Source organism: Streptodolium elevatio (assembly GCF_053592165.1).
This window is the reverse complement of sequence record NZ_JBSFVE010000015.1, coordinates 168,058-183,507: the sequence shown is the minus strand read 5'-3', so window position 1 is coordinate 183,507 and position 15,450 is coordinate 168,058. Positions and strand designations below refer to the sequence as shown.

At 73.2% G+C, this 15,450-nt stretch carries 14 protein-coding genes; 8 read left to right on the top strand and 6 right to left on the bottom strand.

The genetic code is table 11. The features are described 5' to 3' along the window. Nucleotides 1-20 precede the first annotated feature (20 nt). On the top strand, nucleotides 21-674 hold the full coding sequence (locus tag ACWD12_RS26315; protein ID WP_358351160.1) for a TetR/AcrR family transcriptional regulator: 654 nt from the start codon (nucleotides 21-23) through the stop codon (nucleotides 672-674). An 18-nt stretch (nucleotides 675-692) separates the two neighbouring features. Here ACWD12_RS26315 and ACWD12_RS26310 read toward each other — a convergent pair whose 3' ends face one another. From ACWD12_RS26310 to ACWD12_RS26300, 3 genes are read right to left on the bottom strand one after another with little or no spacing between them, the layout of a single operon-like run. Further along, nucleotides 693-1,385 carry a response regulator transcription factor gene (locus ACWD12_RS26310; RefSeq protein WP_450101600.1) on the bottom strand — a complete coding sequence of 231 codons (693 nt, stop codon included), beginning with the start codon at nucleotides 1,383-1,385 and terminating at the stop codon, nucleotides 693-695. After that, a complete protein-coding gene (locus tag ACWD12_RS26305) occupies nucleotides 1,382-2,611 on the bottom strand; it encodes a sensor histidine kinase (RefSeq protein WP_450101599.1) in 1,230 nt (409 codons plus the stop codon). Before ACWD12_RS26305 ends, ACWD12_RS26310 begins: the two co-directional genes overlap by 4 nt. After that, on the bottom strand, nucleotides 2,611-4,806 hold the full coding sequence (locus ACWD12_RS26300) for an MMPL family transporter (protein WP_450101598.1): 2,196 nt from the start codon (nucleotides 4,804-4,806) through the stop codon (nucleotides 2,611-2,613). The genes ACWD12_RS26305 and ACWD12_RS26300 overlap by 1 nt, the downstream gene beginning before the upstream one ends. A 282-nt stretch (nucleotides 4,807-5,088) precedes the next feature. Between ACWD12_RS26300 and ACWD12_RS26295 the strand changes: the two genes are divergently transcribed. The 5 genes from ACWD12_RS26295 to ACWD12_RS26275 all read left to right on the top strand — a co-directional run bounded on the left by ACWD12_RS26295 (nucleotide 5,089) and on the right by ACWD12_RS26275 (nucleotide 10,708). Further along, entirely contained in the window at nucleotides 5,089-6,639 is a 1,551-nt protein-coding gene (locus ACWD12_RS26295) for an MFS transporter (RefSeq protein WP_450101597.1), read from the top strand. A 150-nt stretch (nucleotides 6,640-6,789) separates the two neighbouring features. Further along, entirely contained in the window at nucleotides 6,790-9,264 is a 2,475-nt protein-coding gene (locus ACWD12_RS26290; RefSeq protein WP_450101596.1) for a sensor histidine kinase, read from the top strand. Beyond that, nucleotides 9,261-9,689 (top strand): roadblock/LC7 domain-containing protein, encoded by a 429-nt coding sequence (locus ACWD12_RS26285; RefSeq protein WP_358351142.1) that lies wholly within the window; start codon nucleotides 9,261-9,263, stop codon nucleotides 9,687-9,689. Before ACWD12_RS26290 ends, ACWD12_RS26285 begins: the two co-directional genes overlap by 4 nt. 22 nt (nucleotides 9,690-9,711) lie before the next feature. Continuing rightward, nucleotides 9,712-10,077: a DUF742 domain-containing protein gene (locus ACWD12_RS26280; RefSeq protein WP_358351139.1), complete on the top strand. Its 366-nt coding sequence runs from the start codon at nucleotides 9,712-9,714 to the stop codon at nucleotides 10,075-10,077. A gap of 91 nt (nucleotides 10,078-10,168) precedes the next feature. Continuing rightward, nucleotides 10,169-10,708: a GTP-binding protein gene (locus ACWD12_RS26275; protein WP_450101651.1), complete on the top strand. Its 540-nt coding sequence runs from the start codon at nucleotides 10,169-10,171 to the stop codon at nucleotides 10,706-10,708. Nucleotides 10,709-10,748: 40 nt separating this feature from the next. Here the strand turns inward: ACWD12_RS26275 and ACWD12_RS26270 are convergent, their stop codons facing one another. Next, on the bottom strand, nucleotides 10,749-11,600 hold the full coding sequence (locus tag ACWD12_RS26270) for an alpha/beta hydrolase (RefSeq protein ID WP_450101595.1): 852 nt from the start codon (nucleotides 11,598-11,600) through the stop codon (nucleotides 10,749-10,751). Between the two features lie 73 nt (nucleotides 11,601-11,673). Between ACWD12_RS26270 and ACWD12_RS26265 the strand changes: the two genes are divergently transcribed. Next, nucleotides 11,674-12,909, top strand: a complete 1,236-nt coding sequence (locus ACWD12_RS26265; protein WP_450101594.1) for a sensor histidine kinase — start codon at nucleotides 11,674-11,676, stop codon at nucleotides 12,907-12,909. Next, a complete protein-coding gene (locus ACWD12_RS26260) occupies nucleotides 12,906-13,559 on the top strand; it encodes a response regulator transcription factor (RefSeq protein ID WP_358351131.1) in 654 nt (217 codons plus the stop codon). Before ACWD12_RS26265 ends, ACWD12_RS26260 begins: the two co-directional genes overlap by 4 nt. A 4-nt stretch (nucleotides 13,560-13,563) precedes the next feature. On the opposite strand, the gene ACWD12_RS26255 is transcribed toward ACWD12_RS26260, so the two are convergent. Continuing rightward, entirely contained in the window at nucleotides 13,564-14,424 is an 861-nt protein-coding gene (locus tag ACWD12_RS26255) for an ABC transporter permease (RefSeq protein WP_450101593.1), read from the bottom strand. Beyond that, complete coding sequence (locus ACWD12_RS26250) at nucleotides 14,421-15,323, bottom strand: ABC transporter ATP-binding protein (protein ID WP_450101592.1); 903 nt, start codon at nucleotides 15,321-15,323, stop codon at nucleotides 14,421-14,423. Before ACWD12_RS26250 ends, ACWD12_RS26255 begins: the two co-directional genes overlap by 4 nt. Between the last annotated feature and the right edge of the window lie 127 nt (nucleotides 15,324-15,450).

Below are 15,450 nucleotides of genomic sequence, written 5' to 3'. Positions count from 1 at the left end.
TTTCTTCGAGGAGCGGACGCATGACCGGGATCGACGAGGCTGCGGTGCGTCCGCGGCGCGGGCTGATGGAGAAGCGCCAGGCGGTCGTACGCGGGGCGCTGACGGTCTTCGCGCGGGACGGCTACACGCGCGGCAGCATCGGCGAGATCGCCAAGGAGGCCGGGGTCTCGACGCGCACCATCTACAACCACTTCACGGACAAGGACGAGCTGTTCCGCACGGTCATCGCGGAAAGTGCCTCCCGCGTCCGCGACGCCCACATCGCCCAGATCGACCGGCACTTCGCCAAGATCACCGACCTTGCGGCGGACCTGCGCACCTTCGCGCGCGAGTACGCGACCTCCGGCGCCGAGTTCCCCGAGCACTTCGCGCTGGTGCGCCAGATCCAGGCGGAAGTGGGCCACCTCCCGCCCGAGGTCCTGGAGGCCTGGCAGGAGGCCGGGCCGCGCCCGGTCAACGCGGCGCTGGCCCGCAGGCTCGCCGAACTCGGCGACCGGGGGCTCTTGGAGATCACCGACCCGCGGCGCGCGGCCATGCACTTCGTGCTGCTGACCGGCACGGAAGTGTCCAGCCGGACGTACCTGGGTGCGCTGCCGATGCCGGACGCCGACATCGACCGGATCGTCGACGCCGGCCTGGAGGTGTTCCTGCGGGCGTACCTGCCACGCACGTGACGGGCGGTCGCCCCGCACTCACAGCGCCGTCGGCTCCCCCGGCCGCACCAGTCCCGATTCATAGGCGGCGACGACCAGTTGCGGCCTGTCGCGAATGCCCATCTTGCCCATAATCCGACTGACATGCGTCTTCACCGTCAGGGGGCTCAGGCCCAGCACACCGCCGATCTCGGCGTTGTTCATGCCACGCCCCACGAGCGCCAGCACCTCGCGCTCACGCGCCGACAACTCGGCGACCAGTGCGGCACCCGCCGCCACGGGCGCGGCGACGGCCTCCGGCAGCCGGACCACGCGCGCCACCAGGCGCGCCGTGGGCCCCGGTGACAGCAGCGCGTCGCCGGCCGCCACCACCCGGATCGCGTCCAGGAGTTCGGCAGGCCGGGTGTCCTTCACGAGGAACCCCGCGGCACCCGCGCGCAACGCCGCGAGCACGCTCTCGTCGTCGTCGAACGTGGTCAGCACCAGCACCCGGACGTCCCCGAGGTCGGGGTCGTCCGCGATGCGCCGGGTGGCCTCGATGCCGTCGAGGCCCGGCATGCGGATGTCCATGACGACCACGTCGGGCCGCAGTTCGCGGGTGAGTTGGAGGGCCCGGTGGCCGTCCTCGGCCTGGCCCGCGACGGCCATGTCCGGCGCCGAGTCGACGAGCATCGAGAACGCCGCACGGACCAGGTGCTGGTCGTCGGCGAGCAGGACGCGCAGGGTGGTCACGATGCCTCCGGTGTCGAGGGTGCGGGCACGATCGGCGCGGGAAGCGGCAGAACCGCGCGTACGGTGAATCCGCCGGTCTTCCCCGGCTCCGCGGTCAGCGTGCCGCCCACACTGCGCGCCCGCTCCGCCATGCCCAGGATGCCGAACCCGCCCGGCCCGTCCGCCGGTTCGGGCGACCCGGCGACCACGCCGCGGCCGTCGTCGGCCACGGTCAGACGCAGTAGGCCGCCCTCGCGCACCGCGTCCACGGTCACGCGCGACGCCTGTGCGTGCCGCACGACGTTGGTCAGTGCTTCCTGCACGATCCGGTACGCCGCCACGCCCACCGCGGGTGCCGCCTCGTCGGCGTCCGCGTCCAGCGCCACGTCCACGAGGACGTCGACCCCGGCACCGCGCACGGACTCGGCGAGGTCCCCCACCCCCGCGAGCCCCGGCACCGCGCCCTGGTCCGGCCCCTCGCCCGGGTCGCGCAGCACCGTGAGCGTCGAGCGCACCTCCGCGCGCGCCGCCCGGCAGCCGTCCGCGATGGTCTCCAGCGCCGCGGCCAGGACCTCGCGGTCCGGTTCCGGCTGCCGTGCCAGGTGGGCCGCGACCCCGGCCTGCACGCCGATGAGGGTGATGCTGTGCGCGAGCAGGTCGTGCAGGTCCCGGGCGATGCGTACGCGCTCCTCGGCGACCCGGCGGCGGGCCTCCTCCTCCCGGGTGCGTTCGGCACGTTCCGCCCGGTCGATGATCGACGCGACGTAGGCCGCGTGCCAGCGCCACGCCTGGCCCGCGACGGCCGAGAAGAACACCCAGCCGATGGCGCCCAGGTGGTCGCCGCTGATCCCGCCCTCTTTGAGCACGCCCATGATGCTCAGCACGATCACGACCACGAGCAGGCCGATGACCAGCGCCTTGACCCGGGCCACGCTCGCCGAGAAGGTCGCCAGCGCGACCAGGGCGATCGGCGAGGCGGCCTCGTGCCGGTAGTCCAGCATGTGGAACGGGACGGTGAGCACGAGCACGAGCAGCAGGACCGCCCCGGGCCGCTGCCTGCGCCACGGCAGGGTCGCGCTCGCGGCCAGCAGCAGCACGATGGCCAGCGGATCCGTCGGGCGCGTGCCGGGCGCGGCGATCGCGACCGCCGCGCCCAGCACCGCGATGGCCGCGGCGAGCAGGGTGTCCGTCCGGCTGGGGACGGACACCCCGCTCGCCGTGCCCACCTTGTGGAGATGCCGGTTCATCAGGCCATCATCGGCGATGGGTCTTCCCGGCCGCCCGGTGCGGTGTGGTCGGGGTCGTCCGGACCGTCCGGACCCTTCGCCCCGGCGTCCGCCTTCGCCAGCGCACCCGGCCACCAGACCCGTCGGCCGAGGACCGAACTCGCCGCGGTCACCAGGAACGTCCGTACCACGAAGGTGTCCAGCAGCACGCCCACCGCGACCACGAACCCCAGTTCCACCAGCATCACCAGCGGCAGCACGGTGAGCACCGAGAACGTCGCGGCCAGCACGAACCCGGCGGACGCGATCACGCCGCCCGTCGCGGTCAGCGCGGGCACCACGGTCTTGTCCGACGGCGTGCCCGACAGCGCCTCCTCGCGCATGCGGTGCAGCAGGAAGATGCCGTAGTCGACGCCCAGCGCGACCAGGAACACGAAGCTCAGCAGCGGCAGTCCCGGATCCGCGCCCTCGAAGCCGAACACCGGCTCGAAGACCAGCGCACCGATCCCCAGCGACGCGGCCCAGACCAGCGCGACGGCCCCGACCAGCATCAGCGGCGCGACCAGGCCGCGCAGCAGGATGACGAGGATCAGCAGAACGGCCGCGAGCACCAGCGGTACCACCACCTTCTGGTCCCGCGCGGTCGCACTGTGCTTGTCCATGCCCTCGGCCGTCGAGCCGCCGACCGCCGCCTGCGCACCGCCGACGTCCCCGAGTGCGCCGCGCAGCCTCTTGATCGTCGCCTCCTCGCCGGACGACTCCGGCCGGTCCGTGGCGAAGACCGCGAACTCCGTCCAGCCGTCCGCGGAACGCCCGCGCGCGACGTCGGCCACGCCCTGGGTGTCCTCGGCGACCCGCTGCGCCTCGTCCGCGCGTTCGGTGCGGGCGACCACCGCGATCGGCTGGCTGGCGCGCTCGGGGAACGCCTGGGCGAGCGTCTGCGCGGCGACGACCGAGTCCGGCTTCTCCGTGAAGCTGTCGGCCATGTGCAGGTCACCGGGCAGCTTGACGGTGCCGATCGCCAGCGCGCCGAGCAACACGGTGCCGAGGGCGAGGATGCCGACCGGACGGCGCACGACGTAGGCGCCGATGCGGGCGTACGCGCTGCGCTTGACGCGAGGCGTGCTGCCGAGCGCCGGGATCAGCGGCCAGAACACCCGGCGTCCGAGCAGCACCAGCAGGGCGGGCAGCAGCGTCGTCATGACCGCCAGCGCGCACACGACCGCCACGGCGCCGACCGGGCCGAGACCCCGCAGGTTGTTCATGTCCGCCGCGAGCAGGCACAGCAGGCCGGCCACCACGGTCCCGGCGGAGGCGAGCAGCGCCGGCCCGCAGCCGCGCAGCGACTTCGCCATCGCGTCGAACGGCCGCTCGGTACGCCGCAGTTCCTCGCGGTAGCGGGCGATCAGGAGCAGCGCGTAGTCGGTGCCCGCGCCGAAGACCAGCACCGTCATGATGCCGCCGCTCTGTCCGGTCACGGTCAGGTCGCCGACCTCGACCAGCAGATAGACCACCGCGCGCGTGGCGACCTCCGCGACGCCGACGCAGACGAGCGGCACCAGCCACAGGAACGGGCTGCGGTACGTGACGATCAGCAGGATGGTCACGACCAGCAGCGTCGCGAGCATCAGCGTGCCGTCGATCGAGGAGAAGACCTCGTCCATGTCGGCGTCGGTGCCGCCCGGACCGCCCACCAGCACGTCCAGGCCCGGCGCATGACGGTCCGTCACCTCGCGGACGTCCTTGACCACGTCGCCCGGCTCGCCGGCCGACTCGGCGATCTGGAAGTTGAAGACGAGCGTCTGCCCGTCGGCCGACGCGGCGGGCGTGCCGAGGCCGCCGACCGTCTCGAACCGCCCGGCGATCTCGCGCGCCTGCGCCCCCGCCGCCGCCTGGTCGTCGGCGGTCAGGCCGCCGTCGCGGTGGTAGACGACGGAGATGTCGGTGGTGTCGCCGCCGGGCATGTCCGCCACCACGCGGGCCACATCCGTGGACTGCGCGCTCGCCGGAAGGTACGAGACGACCTCGTCCTCCTGCACGTCCGCGAGCTTGCCGGCGAGCGGCACGAGCGCGGCCGCCAGCACCACCCACAGCGTGAGCACGCCCCACACCCAGGGCCGTGGCCCCTTGCGCCGCCTGCCCGCGCCCGGGGGCGCGCCCGTCCTCGTGCCGGCGCCGGTTCGGCCGCCCGTACCGGTGCCTGTCCCTGCGTCCATGCCGCCCCGCCTCCCGCGAATGCCGTCGGACTCCTGGTAGTCCAGGCTTCCGGCGGACGGCCCGCGGAACGTCGGGCCGACGACGGAGAAGCGCCTTACTGCCGGGGGCGCCTCCGAGCAGGCGTTACTCCCGCGGGAGTAACGCCCGGACGCGCCCGTTCGTCCGCAGGGAGGCGAGACCCGGGACACGGGGTTACGGTCGATGAAGGCGCAAGTCCGGATCCACGGACGACGGCCGACGGCCTGCCGACAGGCTGCCGCCGGAGAGCACCTGGAACCACCATGACGAGCCCGCACCCCGCACCCGCGCACGCGGCATCCGCCCCCGAGGGCGGCGGCCGCAAGGGCATCGCGCTGCTCGTCATCGCGTCGTGCCAGCTGATGGTGGTCCTCGACATCACCATCGTGAACATCGCGCTGCCGCACATCCAGACGTCGCTGGACTTCTCGACCACCGGTCTGGCGTGGGTCATCAACGCCTACACGCTGACGTTCGGCGGCCTGCTGCTGCTCGGCGGGCGCGCGGGCGACATCCTCGGGCGCCGCCGGGTCTTCATCTTCGGCGTCCTGCTCTTCGTGCTGGCGTCCCTGCTCGGCGGACTCGCCCAGGAGTCGTGGCAACTGCTCGCCGCCCGGGCCCTGCAAGGCATCGGCGGCGCGATCGCGTCCCCCACGTCGCTGGCGCTGATCACCACGACGTTCACCGAAGGCCCCGAGCGCAACCGCGCGTTCGGGGTCTTCGCCGCGGTGTCCGCGGGCGGCGGCGCGATCGGCCTGCTGGCGGGCGGCATGCTCGTCGAATGGCTCGACTGGCGCTGGATCTTCTTCGTCAACGTGCCGATCGGCCTCGCGATCGCGCTGGCCACCCCGCGGGCGATCCGGGAATCCGCGCGACATCCGGGGCAGTTCGACCTGGCCGGCGCGCTCGCGTCGACCCTGGGCGTCGGGCTGCTCGTGTACGGCTTCATCCGGGCCGCCCAGGACGGCTGGCGGGACACCCTGACCATGGCGTCTTTCGCGGGCGCCGTCGTCATGCTGGCGGTGTTCCTCACGATCGAGCGCAAGACGGGCCAACCCATCACGCCCCTGCGCATGTTCGCCGACCGCAACCGGTCCGGCTCGTACGCGATCATGCTGTGCCTCGCCGCGGCGATCTTCGGCATGTTCTTCTTCCTGACGCTGTGGGTGCAGGACGTCCTGGGCTTCAGCCCCCTCCGCGCCGGACTCGCCTTCCTCCCGGTGAGCGCCGTGATCGCGGTCGGCGCGGGCCTCGCCTCGCAACTGCTGCCCAAGTACGGTCCCAAGCCGTTCATGGTGACCGGCGCCCTGCTCGCCGCGGGCGGCCTCGCCTGGCTGACGCAGATCGACGTCAACAGCACGTACCTCGGCAGCGTGCTCGGGCCGATCGTGGTCTTCGGCCTCGGCATGGGCATGCAGTTCGTGTCGCTGACGCTCATGGCCGTCTCGAACGTCGCGGAGCAGGACACCGGTGCGGCCTCCGGCCTGCTCAACGCGACGCAACAGGTGGGCGGTTCGCTCGGTTTGTCGATACTTGTCACGGTGTACGGCACCGCGAGCCGGAACGCGGCCGACGACCAAGTGGCGGCGTTCATGCGGGAGGCGACCCCCGAACAGCGCGCCGAGTTCGACCGCACCGGGCAGTTGCCGACGTCGTACGCCCACCAGGTGCTCACCGACGGGATCACCGCCGCGTTCATCACCGCCGCAGCCTTCGCGGTGGTCGCCGCCGTGGTCGCGGCCCTGGTCATCCAGGTGCGCGCGGCGGACCTGGAGCGGCTCAAGGGGAACAGCGTGGGAGCGCCGCCGGGCTGACCCGGTCGCCGCGCCCGCCCGGTCACCGAATCCGACCGCACATGACCGAAATTGTGCTCAGTGCTGGATATGGACATTCGGGCCGCACTCCCGGAAACTCTTCCGGCACATGCCGTTTCCCTCGGCCCGCACTCTTCCCTTAGGGAGACGATGAGATCCCCCCGCCGGGCGCTGACCGGGCTCGACCGGCAGCGGCGCCGTTCCTCGATACGCACGCTGCTCGTCGTCCTCGCGATCGTTCCTTCGCTCGCCCTGGTCGGACTGTGGGGCTTCACCACGCAGTACCTCTGGTCGAAGACCTCGGAGCTGAAGGACCAGAACAACATCGCGACGCAGGCGGGCCTCCCCGCCTACACGGTGATGGCCCAGATGCAGCAGGAGCGCAGCCTCAGCGCGGCGTGGCTGGCGGCACCGTCCGATCCGGTCCGCACCGCGCTGCAGGACGTGCGCGGACGTACCGACGCGGCCCTGGGCGAATTCGTCGGGGTGCTGGGCGGGCTCGCGGACTCCGACTCCGACGTCCTGGACCGCGCGCACGCGATCCAGGAGGACCGCGACCGCCTGCCGGGCGTGCGGGCGGCGATCGACCGGCGCCAGGGGACCCGCGCCGACCTGCTGGCGCCGTACACCGCGGCCGTCGAGAAGCAGATGCTGACGTTCGCCGCGCTGTCGCACATCGACGCCGACGGGCACCTGACCGCCCGGGCCGAGACGCTCGTCGACATGTTCCGCGCCACCGAGATGATCACGCGCGAGGACGCGGTCCTGACGTACGCGGCGGCCTCCGGTCGGCTCGGCGCCGCCGAGTTCGTCGAGTTCGCCGAGGCGGCGGGCGCCCGCCGCTCGCTCTACGCCGAGGAGATCCGGCCCAGCCTCGAACCGGAGTTCCAGGGGCCGTTCCAGGCGCTCACCGAGAGCCCGCAGTGGCGGCTGCTGGTCGCGGTCGAGGACGCCGTGCTCGGCTCGGCGGTACGCGCCCCCTCGGCCGGCGCCGGGATCCCGCTCCCGCCCGAGGCCGCCGGCTGGCGCGCGAACCTGGACGCCCTGTCCCCGCAGCTGACCGAACTGAACACCACACGCGCCGGGGCGATCGTGCAGGACTCGCGCGAGCGCGTCGACGACCTGGAACTGACCGTCTGGCTCATCACCGCACTCGGCCTGCTGGTGGTGGTCGTGGTCAGCCTGCTGTGCTGGGCCGTCGCCCGGTCGCTGCGCCGCCGGCTGCTCGGCCTGCACGCCGCCACCGTCGACGTGGCCAAGAACCGCCTGCCGGACGCCATCGAGCGCCTCAGCCGCGGCGAGGAGGTCGACACCGCAGCCGAACTCCCGGCAATGCCGCACGGCAAGGACGAAATCGGGCAGGTCGCCGAGGCGTTCACCGCGGCGCAGCGAGCCGCCCTCGACGGCGCCGCCCGCCTGGCGCGCGAACGCGCGGGGCACGCCAAGGTGTTCCACAATGTGGCGCTTCGCACCCAGTCGCTGGTCGGCCGCCAGCTGCGGGCGCTCGACGCGATGGAGAACCGGCACCAGGACCCGGAGGTCCTGGAGGACCTCTTCATGCTCGACCACCTCGCGACGCGCCTGCGCCGCTACGAGGAGAACCTCGTCATCCTCAGCGGGCACCACCCGGGGCGCCGGTGGAGCAAGCCGGTTCGTGTCGTCGACGTCGTGCGCAGCGCGGTCGGCGAGGTCGAGGACTACAGCCGCATCGACGTGCACGTGGCCTCCGACCTCGCACTCTCCGGTGCCGCGGTCGGCCCGGTGATCCACCTGCTCGCCGAACTGCTGGAGAACGCCGCGCAGTTCTCGCCGCCCGAGACACCGGTCGAGGTGCGCGGCATGGCGGTGGCCAAGGGCCTCGTCGTGGAGATCGAGGACCGCGGCCTCGGCATGGGCGAGGCCGAATACGCGGCGCTGAACGCCGAGCTGGCGGCGCCGAGGCCGTTCGACATGGTGGCGCTGGCCGACGACGTACGCCTCGGGCTGTTCGTCGTCGCGCAGCTGGCGGACCGGCACGGCATCAGCGTCACGCTGCGGCCGTCGCCGTACGGGGGAACCCTCGCGATCGTGTTCCTGCCCAGGGAACTGATCGTCGGCCGGCCCGACGAGCCGGTCCCGGAGAACCCCGAGGAGCAGGAATTGTCTTCCGGCGAAACGACGGACGCGGCGCGGACGGACGGCGCACCGGTCCCCCTTCCGGTGCCGTCCCACGACGCGGCCGAGGACGCCCAGGAGACCGGGCGTCCCCGAGAACCCGTGGCGGCCGACGTCGGGGCGTCCGCGAGCCCCGCGGAACCGGCCGCGCCGGTAGGCCCCTTGGCCCCGGTGGTGCCCGTGGCCGTGGTGCCGCGGCCCGCCCAGGCCGACCGGGAGGCCCACGCCGGAGCCGACGCCCCGGGCGGACGCGCCAAGCCGCTGCCCCGCCGGGTGCGCCAGGCGAGCCTGGCGGCACCGCTGCGTGCGCAGCCCGAGCCGCCCGCGAACGGCGACGGGGACGGCACCGACGCGCCGGCGGGTCCGACCCCGCAGCAGGCCGCCGCCACGATCTCCGCGTTCCAGCGCGCCTCCGAGCGGGCCAGGGCCGCCGAGCACACCAGCGAACCACCGAAGAGGGACCGCCCATGACCACCCAGCCCACCACCGCCACCGACAGCCGGCTCGACTGGCTGCTGACCGACCTGGTCAAGCGGGTGCCCGGCACCCGGCACGCGGTCGTGTTGTCGCAGGACGGGCTGGTCATGAGCCATTCGGAGACCTTCGCCCGGGACCAGGCCGAGCAGTTGGCCGCCGCGGCGTCGGGACTGTCGAGCCTGGCACGCAGCGTGGGCCGCACGTTCCAGGGCGGTCCGGTGCGCCAGACGCTCATCGAGATGGAGGACGCCTTCCTGTTCCTCACCGCGGCGGGGCGCGGCGCGCACATGGCCGTGCTCACCGATCAGCGCGCCGACGTCGGGGTGGTCGCCTTCGAGATGAACACGCTCGTCAAGCAGGTGGGCGAGTACCTGGGCACGACACCGAGGTTCGACACGGACGCGGCATCGCCCGCATGAGCCGAAGAAGCGAGGCTCCCGCATGAACCGGTACGAATGGGACGAGGAAGCGGGCCCGCTCGTCAGGCCCTACACGCTCACCCGCGGACGCACCCGGCCCGCCGACGACCTGACGCTCATCACGCTGGTCACCACGGCCGACCCCGCGCCGGAAGGACGCGACAGCGCCCTGCACCCGGAGCACCGGGAGATCCTCGAGCTGTGCCGCGCGCCGCAGGCCGTCGCGGAGATCGCGGCCCTGGTCCGGCTGCCGGTCAGCGTCGCGAAGATCCTGATCGGCGACCTGGTGGCCGGCGGCCGGGTGACCGTGCGGGCGCCGATCTCCATGGCCCAGAAACCCAATGCCGAGCTGTTGAGAAAGGTGCGGGATGGCCTCGGTCGGCTCTAGCCACCTCCCCTCTGCCCACATCCCCGCGGTACGCGGCGCCGACGCGAGTGCCCGGGCGGGCGCCCTCGCGGTGCCGGTGCCGGCGTCCGCGATGGCCGTGAAGATCCTGGTGGCCGGCGGATTCGGGGTCGGCAAGACCACGTTGGTCGGCTCGGTCAGCGAGGTTCCGCCGCTGCGCACCGAGGAGGTCATGACGGTCGCCGGGGTGGGCGTCGACGACCTCGACGGCCTGGCCGACAAGGACACCACCACGGTGGCCCTCGACTTCGGGCGCATCACCCTCGACCAGGACCTGGTGCTCTACCTGTTCGGCACACCGGGCCAGGAGCGGTTCTGGTCGATGTGGGACGACCTGGCGACGGGTGCGCTGGGCGCCGTCGTGCTGGTGGACACCCGCCGCCTGGACGCCAGCTTCGGCAGCATCGACTTCTTCGAGCGCCGCGGTGTGCCGTTCGTGGTCGGCGTCAACGTCTTCGACGGGGTCCTGGAGCACACCGAGGAGGAGATCCGCAGTGCCCTCGACCTGGACCCGCACGTACCGACGGTGATGTGCGACGTCCGAGACCGCGCTTCCTGCCGCACGGTGCTGCTCGGCCTCATCGACCTGCTGGCCGGGGCGCCCGCGCACTGAGCGCGGCCGGCAGGCGTCCGCGCGGCGGCGGCTCGCGCCGCTACGACGCGGGGAACAGACCGCGCAGCGCCCGGCTCAGGGAGGTGTCCGGGTCACCCAGGTCCAGGATGACGTCGAAGTGGTTGCGGTCCGGGACCACGAGAGGCTCGTCGTCACCTTTCCACAGGCTGTGGAAAATCCTGGACTGCTCGTGGAAGCCGGACGGCTCGTGGTCCGCGGCCGCGACCACCGCCGGGCAGCGCCGGTCGGTCGCGGAGGCGAGCAGGAACGGGCTCAGCGCCGCGGCCCGCGGTTCGTCCAGGCGCAGCCAGTCGTTGACGTGGGTGTGCAGCAGCGGCCGGATGTCGAACAGGCCGCTGACCGGGAAGCCGCCCACGACCACGTCGTCCGGCAGCCCGAGATCCGCCTGCCAGCCGTCGACCATGGTCATCGCGGCCAGGTGGCCGCCCGCCGAACTGCCGCCGACCACGATGTGCCCGGGGTCGAGGCCGTACGCCGCACCCTCGCGGTACACCCAGGCGACCGCGGCGCGCACCTGGCGCACGATCTCCTCCAGCGTCGCGGTCGGCGCGAGCGTGTAGTCGGGGACGACGGTGGCGATGCCGTACGCGTCCAGCGCCCGCGCCATGAACGCCGAGTCGTGCCGGGACAGCGCCCGCCAGTAGCCGCCGTGCACGAAGACGAACACCGGGCGCGGCCGGTCGCCGGTCCCCCACACGTCCAGCAGTTCGCCGCCCGCCTCGTCGTACGCGACACCGGCTGTCCCGCGCAGTCCCGCGACGGCGGCGGCGGACTCGTCGCGGTAGCGCGCCGTCACGCTCGCGTACTGCTCGGGGGAGATGATCGCGCGGGCCGTGTAGGCGGCGTCGACTTCGGGATCGATGCTCGGCATCCCGTGCACGCTACCGACCGGCCACGTCTTTCGACAGAGGCCGCGCCGCGTGTCGTGGGGTAGCGTCCGAGACATGATCGACCAGTCGGACCGCATATGGCGGCGCAAGCCGCTGCTCGCCGACCTCGCGCTGTGGACGACGGCCACGGCCTTCTGCCTGTCCGTCAACTCCCCGGACCCGTTCCTCTCCACGCGCCTCGCGGTCGCGCTCGGCATCGTCGCCGTGGCGGGCGCCCTGTCGTGGAAGCTGCCGTCGATGTCCCTCGCGATCGGCATCGGGCTCGCGCAGTGGGACGGCCGCTACTACGGCATCGTCGCGCTCGTGGCGTTCCTGGCGGCGCTGCGCAGCGGGCGGCTGCGGCCGCTGGCCTGGGCGCCGGCCCTGGCGGTCCCGGCGTTGTTCGTGGGCGGCGTCGCGTCGGGGATGCGGCCGCTGGGCACGCTCACCGCGGAACTCCTCTTCAGCGTCGCCGTGCCCTGGCTGGTCGGCCGGAACCTGCGGCAGCGCCGCGCGCTCGCCGCGGCCGGCTGGGACCGGGCCAGGCACCTGGAGCGCGAGCAGGAGATGCACGCCGACCGGGCCCGCATGCGCGAACGCGCCCGCATCGCCCAGGACATGCACGATTCGCTCGGGCACGAGCTGAGTCTGCTGGCGCTGCGCGCGGCGGTCCTCGAGGTCGACCCCGCTCTCCCGGAGGCCCAGCGGGCGGCGGCCGCCGACCTGCGCGCGGGTGCGGCGGCTGCGACCGACCGCCTGCACGAGATCATCGGCGTGCTCCAGACCGACAACCGCGCGGCCCCCACGGAACCGGTGCACGAGTCGATCGACGAACTGGTGGCCCGCTCGCGCGAATCGGGCATGTCGGTGGTGCTGGAACGCACCGGCCAGGCCCCTGATTCGCCGCAACTCACGCTCGCCGTCCACCGCGTGGTGCGCGAGTCCCTGACCAATGCGGCCAAGCACGCACCCGGAGCGAAGGTCCGGGTCGCGCTGGCCTACCGCCCCGACGCCGCCGAGGTACGAGTGAGCAACGGCAGGCCCGGCGTGGCCGGTTCGGTGCTCGCCGAACGCGGTCCCGCACCCGGCAGCCGCAGCGGACTGATCGGGCTGCGGGAGCGCGTACGGCTCGCGGGCGGCACCTTCACCGCCGCACCGCGCGCGGGCGGCTTCGAGGTGGCCGCGCACTTCCCGGCGTCCCGTCCGGCCGCCGAGGCCCAGGACGCGGCGCCGTCGGCGCCGACCAAGTCGGACACGCCGCCCGGGTCCGCCGCGCCCGCGCGGCCGGTACGGCGGGAAGTCGCCAGGTGAGTACCCCCGTACGCGTCCTCCTCGCCGAGGACGAGCCGCTGATCCGCGCCGGAGTGCGCGCAATCCTCGCGAGCGACCCGGGGATCGAGGTCGTGGCCGAGGCCGAGGACGGCGCCGAGGCGGTCGAACTCGCCCGGCGGCACCGGCCGGACGTGGCCGTGCTCGACATCCGCATGCCGCGCATGGACGGCCTCGCCGCGGCCGCCGAGCTGCGCCGCCTGCTGCCGGAGGTCGCGGTGGTGATCCTGACGACGTTCGGCGAGGACGCGTACATCGCCGAAGCCATCGACGCGGGTGCCACCGGCTTCCTGCTCAAGTCGGGCGACCCGCGCGAACTCACCACCGGGATCCGGGCCGCGGCCGACGGGGCCGCCTACCTGTCGCCGCGCGTCGCCAAGCGGGTCATCGACACGATGGGCCGGTCGGTGCGCACCGCGCAGGCGGCCGACCGGGTCGCCGTGCTCACCCCGCGCGAGCGCGAGGTGCTGGCCCTGATCGGCGAGGGCATCTCCAACGCGGAGATCGCCCGCCGGCTCAATCTCGTCGAGGGCACCGTCAAGACGCACGTGAGCGCGATCCTGACCCGGCTCCAGGTACGGAACCGGGTGCAGGCCGCGATCCTCGCGTACGAGGCCGGGATGGTGGAATGAGCGGTCAGACGTCGCGGCGGCGCAGCGACGCGTAGCCCGCGAGTTGCGCGGCCACCGTCCACAGCGCGAACAGCACGGCGGCGGTCAGCCGCGAGTACGGAGGGTCCTCGCCGCCCAGCAGGTTGAGGCCGGCGCCGCCGGGCAGATAGGCGGAACGCTCCGCCCCCAGAGTGATGGGCAGCGCGAGCAGCAGCACGATGACCGCGCTCAGCGTGCCGACCGAGTTGCGCAGCAGCGCCCCGACGCCGACGGTGAACACCGCGGCCAGCACGAGGTAGACGATGGTCGCGGCGACGTCCTCGACGGTGGTGCCGCCGGTGCCGTACTCGCCGAGTGTGACGTCCCCGGCGACGACGCCGAGCAGTGCCAGCACGAAGGCGAGAGGCACCACAACGGCGCTCACCGCAAGGGTCTTGGCCAGCAGCACCCGGCCGCGCCGCGGGTCGGCGCACAGCGTGCCGCGGATCGCCCCGGTGCCGAACTCGCCGGTGACCGCGAGCATCGCGAAGGCGATGAGGCCGAACTGCGCGAGCATCGCGGCGTCCGCGGCGGGTTCCGCGATACCCATCGAAGTGCCGTCCGTGACCTCGCCCTTCTCGACGTCACCGGCGAAGTCGCCGCCCATGATCGCGGCGACCCCGGTCATCAGGACGACGGCGGCGCTCAGCGCCCACCAGGTGGAGCGGACGGTCCACAGCTTGATCCACTCGGACCCGAAGGACCGTCGCAGGGCGGCGAATTGCCGCGCGGGCGTTTGGGGTGCTGACGGTTGCGACGCGGGCGGATGCGTAGCGGGCGAGTGCGTAGCGGGCGAGTGCGTGGCCGGGTACGTGGACGATTGCGCGGTCGGGTGCGGCGTGGTCATCGGGTGCCTCCATACTCCACGGCCTCGGCCGTCAGTTCCATGTACGCCTGTTCGAGCGAGACCTGCCTCGGGCTCAGTTCGTAGAGCAGTACGCCGAGGCGATGGGCGGTCCGGCCCACGTCCTCGACGGACGCGCCGCCCACCGAGAGCCGGTCCCCCTCGTCCCGCACGACCGCCCCGCCGGCGGCCAGTTCACGGGAGAGCGCGGTGAGTTCCGGGCCGCGCACGGTCACGCCCGCGGTCGGCGCGCCGGCCAGCACCTCGGAAAGGGGCGCGTCCGCCAGCAGCCGCCCGCGCCCGATCACCACCAACTGGTCGGCGGTGAGCTGCATTTCGCTCATCAGATGGCTGGAGACGAAGATGGTCCGTCCCTCGGCGGCGAGCGACCGGATCAGGCGGCGGATCCACATCACGCCGTCCGGGTCGAGCCCGTTGACCGGCTCGTCGAACATCAGCGTCGCGGGGTCGCCGAGGAGCGCCGCGGCGATGCCCAGGCGCTGGCCCATACCGAGCGAGAAGGTGCCCGCGCGGCGTCCGGCGACGTCGGACAGGCCCACCATGCCGAGGACTTCGTCCACACGACCGCGCGGGATGTCGTGGGTACGGGCGAGCGCGCGGAGGTGGTCGCGGGCGGAACGCCCCGGGTGCAGCGCCTTCGCGTCGAGCAGCGCGCCCACCTCGCGGAGCGGGTGGGCCAGTTCGGCGTACGCCCGGCCGCCGACGAGCGCGCGTCCCGACGTGGGCCGGTCGAGGCCGAGGATCATGCGCATGGTGGTGGACTTCCCCGCGCCGTTGGGGCCGAGGAACCCGGTGACGCCGCCGGGCCGGACGACGAGGCTGAGGTCGTCGACCGCGGTGGTGTCTCCGTACCGCTTGGTGAGGCGTTCCAGAGTGATCATGGGAGAACGCTATGAAGCGGGCGGGGGCCCCGACATCGGCCGAAGGGAAGGGCGCGTCTCTGTCTTTCGACAGAGACGCGCCCTGGTGTCAGTGCTGATTGCCGCGGTATTTGCCGCTTTGACCGCT

What these genes read in the sequence shown, in the direction of transcription:
- ACWD12_RS26270 (WP_450101595.1), bottom strand. Translation starts at nt 11,600, where the DNA reads ATGCCGAGCATCGATCCCGAAGTCGACGCCGCCTACACGGCCCGCGCG.
- ACWD12_RS26290 (WP_450101596.1), top strand. Translation starts at nt 6,790, where the DNA reads ATGAGATCCCCCCGCCGGGCGCTGACCGGGCTCGACCGGCAGCGGCGC.
- ACWD12_RS26280 (WP_358351139.1), top strand. Translation starts at nt 9,712, where the DNA reads ATGAACCGGTACGAATGGGACGAGGAAGCGGGCCCGCTCGTCAGGCCC.
- ACWD12_RS26300 (WP_450101598.1), bottom strand. Translation starts at nt 4,806, where the DNA reads ATGGACGCAGGGACAGGCACCGGTACGGGCGGCCGAACCGGCGCCGGC.
- ACWD12_RS26315 (WP_358351160.1), top strand. Translation starts at nt 21, where the DNA reads ATGACCGGGATCGACGAGGCTGCGGTGCGTCCGCGGCGCGGGCTGATG.
- ACWD12_RS26275 (WP_450101651.1), top strand. Translation starts at nt 10,169, where the DNA reads ATGGCCGTGAAGATCCTGGTGGCCGGCGGATTCGGGGTCGGCAAGACC.
- ACWD12_RS26305 (WP_450101599.1), bottom strand. Translation starts at nt 2,611, where the DNA reads ATGAACCGGCATCTCCACAAGGTGGGCACGGCGAGCGGGGTGTCCGTC.
- ACWD12_RS26285 (WP_358351142.1), top strand. Translation starts at nt 9,261, where the DNA reads ATGACCACCCAGCCCACCACCGCCACCGACAGCCGGCTCGACTGGCTG.
- ACWD12_RS26265 (WP_450101594.1), top strand. Translation starts at nt 11,674, where the DNA reads ATGATCGACCAGTCGGACCGCATATGGCGGCGCAAGCCGCTGCTCGCC.
- ACWD12_RS26295 (WP_450101597.1), top strand. Translation starts at nt 5,089, where the DNA reads ATGACGAGCCCGCACCCCGCACCCGCGCACGCGGCATCCGCCCCCGAG.
- ACWD12_RS26250 (WP_450101592.1), bottom strand. Translation starts at nt 15,323, where the DNA reads ATGATCACTCTGGAACGCCTCACCAAGCGGTACGGAGACACCACCGCG.
- ACWD12_RS26255 (WP_450101593.1), bottom strand. Translation starts at nt 14,424, where the DNA reads ATGACCACGCCGCACCCGACCGCGCAATCGTCCACGTACCCGGCCACG.